Raw genomic sequence first — 2,570 nt, 5'->3', positions numbered from 1 at the left:
CCTGATCAAGGAGAAGTGGCTGACCGCCAACGGCGTGATCGGCTTCTTCCCGGCCAACGCGGTCGGCGACGACATCGAGGTCTACACCGACGAGACCCGGACCGAGGTGCTGACCACGTTGCACAACCTGCGCCAACAGGGTGAGCATCGCGACGGCATCCCGAACAGGAGCCTCGGCGACTTCGTCGCGCCCAGGAACACCGGTCTGGCGGACTACGTCGGTACCTTCGCGGTCACCGCGGGGCTCGGCAGCCAGGACAGGATCGTCGAGTTCAAGGCGGCCAACGACGACTACAACGCGATCCTGTTCGAGTCGCTCGCCGACCGGTTGGCCGAGGCGTTCGCCGAACGGCTGCACCAGCGGGTCCGCAAGGAATTCTGGGGGTACCAGCCCGACGAGCAGCTGGACAACGAGGCGCTCATCGGGGAGAAGTACCGGGGCATCCGCCCGGCCCCCGGCTACCCGGCGTGCCCGGAGCACACCGAGAAGACGACGATCTGGCAGTTGATGGACGTTCAGGAGCGGACCGGCATCGAGCTGACCGAGTCGATGGCGATGTGGCCCGGTGCCGCCGTCAGCGGCCTGTACTTCTCGCACCCGCAGTCGCAGTACTTCGTGGTCGGCCGGATCGGCCAGGACCAGGTCGCCGACTACGCGAAGCGCAAGGGCTGGACGTTGAAGGAGGCCGAGCGCTGGCTGGCCCCCAACCTCGGCTACAACCCGGAGGACTGAGCCCCACTTCGCTTGAGGAGTGAGCACGGCGGCGCGAAAGTACGGTTTGTGACGAATTTCGGCCGGCGGTTTCCAGGGTTGGTTGCAACAGCCTCTAGTTGAGGGGTTGTGATGAGGCCGTCGCGGTATCCGTTTGTGGGTCGGCAGTTCTGGGATTTGGTTGGTGCGGGGATGTGTCCTGGAGACGCCGCAGTGGCCCTGGGCGTGTCGTGGGGGTCCGGATTCAAGTGGTTTGCTGATGCTGGTGGCGTGAAGCCGACCTTTCCAGATGAAACCGTCCCGCGCTCGCGGCCCCGTCTGAGCCTGGAGGAACGTGAAGAGATCCAAGACGGGATTGCGGGCGGTGAGTCGATCCGTTCGATCGCGCGCCGGCTGGGTCGCGCCCCGTCGACGGTGATGCGCGAGATCAACCGCAACGGATCGTTTCGGGGACCGAGCCGCTATCGTGCCCGGTATCGCTTCGGCGCCCAGTGGTGTGGCGGCTGGGATCCCAGGCCGCGCTATCGGGCCAGTCAGGCCCACTCGCAGGCGTGGCGCCGTGCTCGTCGGGGCCGGCCGGGCAAGCTGGCCACCCACAGACGTCTGCACGACGAGGTGCAGGCCCGGTTGGAAAATGAACAGCACAGCCCCCAGCAGATCGCCCGGCGGCTGCTGATCGACTTCCCCGATGATGCGGAGATGCGGGTGTCTCACGAGACCATCTATCTGGCGGTTTACGTGCAAGGAAAAGGCAATCTGCGCCGCGAACTGCACCGCTGCCTGCGCACCGGCCGGGCGGTGCGCAAACCGCATCGCCGTCCTGATGAACGTCGCGGCCGGATCAAGGACATGGTCCACATCAGCGAGCGTCCCGCCGAGGTCGCAGATCGTGCCGTGCCGGGGCACTGGGAAGGCGACCTCATCATCGGCAGCACCGCCTCGGGCTCAGCGATCGGCACCCTGGTGGAGCGGCGCACCCGGTTTGTGATGCTGCTGCATCTGCCCGACGGGCACGGCGGCGAGGCCGTCCAGCAAGCCATCGTGGCCAAGATGGCGGCACTGCCCGCGATCCTGCGCAAGACACTGACCTGGGACCAGGGCAAGGAGATGGCCAACCACGCTCAGATCGCCAAAGCCGCCGATCTCGACATCTACTTCTGCGATCCGCACTCGCCGTGGCAGCGCGGCACCAACGAAAACACCAACGGATTGCTGCGCCAGTACTTTGCTAAAGGCACTGACCTGTCGGTGTTTCCGGCTGACTACCTCGACTACGTCGCGAGCAAGCTCAACACCCGGCCCCGCCAGACCCTCGGCTGGAAAACGCCAGCCGAGACCCTCGATGAATTACTCTGCAACCCGTTCAAACCAACAGCTGTTGCATAGAACCCTTGAAACCGCCGCGGAAATCCGTCAGAAACCGTACGCTCGGCGTCCGTCGATCGTCAGGTCGCGGGGGTGTAGCCGAACGGCAGCAGGATGCTCTTGGCCTCGGTGTACGCCTCGATGCCCTCGGGGCCGTTCTCCCGGCCGATGCCGGAGTTCTTGAAGCCGCCGAACGGGGCGCCGGGATCGAACGCGTACATGTTGACCGCGTAGGTGCCGGTGCGGATCTTGCGCGCGATCTGCAGTGCCTTGTCGTTGTCGGTCGTGTAGACGCTGCCCGCCAGGCCGTACACCGAGTCGTTGGCGATGCGCACCGCGTCGTCCTCGTCCTCGTAGGGGATCACCGCAAGGACGGGCCCGAAGATCTCCTCCTGGGCGATCGTCATCGAGTTGTCGACGTCGGCGAACACCGTGGGCTGGACGAACCAGCCGCCGTCGAGACCGTCGGGACGGCCGCCGCCGGTCACGACGC

3 protein-coding genes are annotated in these 2,570 nt (G+C 65.9%); 2 read left to right on the top strand and 1 reads right to left on the bottom strand.

The window, feature by feature from the left end; genetic code table 11:
- On the top strand, positions 1-733 hold a 733-nt coding region (locus VIQ49_RS07830), incomplete at its 5' end, for a vitamin B12 dependent-methionine synthase activation domain-containing protein (protein WP_331882839.1).
- A gap of 111 nt (positions 734-844) precedes the next feature.
- Positions 845-2,098 carry an IS30 family transposase gene (locus VIQ49_RS07825; RefSeq protein ID WP_331882837.1) on the top strand — a complete coding sequence of 418 codons (1,254 nt, stop codon included), beginning with the start codon at positions 845-847 and terminating at the stop codon, positions 2,096-2,098.
- A 59-nt stretch (positions 2,099-2,157) separates the two neighbouring features.
- On the opposite strand, the gene VIQ49_RS07820 is transcribed toward VIQ49_RS07825, so the two are convergent.
- Positions 2,158-2,570: aldehyde dehydrogenase family protein (locus VIQ49_RS07820; protein WP_331882834.1), on the bottom strand; the 413-nt coding region annotated here is incomplete at its 5' end.

This window comes from Williamsia sp., assembly GCF_036566845.1.
GTDB lineage: Bacteria > Actinomycetota > Actinomycetes > Mycobacteriales > Mycobacteriaceae > Williamsia.
The sequence above is the reverse complement of the archived record's forward strand: the minus strand, read 5'-3'. Positions and strand labels throughout refer to the sequence as shown.

Coding starts and splice junctions, on each gene's coding strand:
- VIQ49_RS07825 (WP_331882837.1), top strand. CDS start 845: ATGAGGCCGTCGCGGTATCCGTTTGTGGGTCGGCAGTTCTGGGATTTG.